The sequence below is a fragment of the Cobetia sp. SIMBA_158 genome, from assembly GCF_046566945.1.
Classification (GTDB): Bacteria; Pseudomonadota; Gammaproteobacteria; order Pseudomonadales; family Halomonadaceae; genus Cobetia; species Cobetia amphilecti.
Genome location: NZ_JAWJYL010001134.1, coordinates 1 through 233 on the forward strand (window position 1 = coordinate 1; position 233 = coordinate 233).

General features: G+C 36.9%; 1 protein-coding gene. It reads right to left on the reverse strand.

Annotated features, from left to right (window positions below; all coding sequences use genetic code 11):
• Window positions 1-47 precede the first annotated feature (47 nt).
• Window positions 48-233, reverse strand: a 186-nt coding sequence (locus R2R70_RS23290; RefSeq protein ID WP_410979388.1) for a protein rep, incomplete at its 5' end; no start/stop codon positions are given.

The following is a 233-nucleotide window of genomic DNA, read 5'->3' on the forward strand; positions in this document are numbered from 1 at the left end:
AAATAATTGTTCTAAAAGTTTCATATTTTCATAGCTATTTCGATTAATTAGAAAATTATATAGTTTTTTATGCCAACATGCCAACGTGCCATGACCTCAAACGTTTCATTGGCTACGTCATCGTCATCTTCTTCAATTCTGACAAGATCCCCATCTTCAGCATCCGTCAAATTGAGTTCTTGATGGATCTCTTTCAAGATCCCCCCATAACCGATCAACCGTCTTGCACTAAG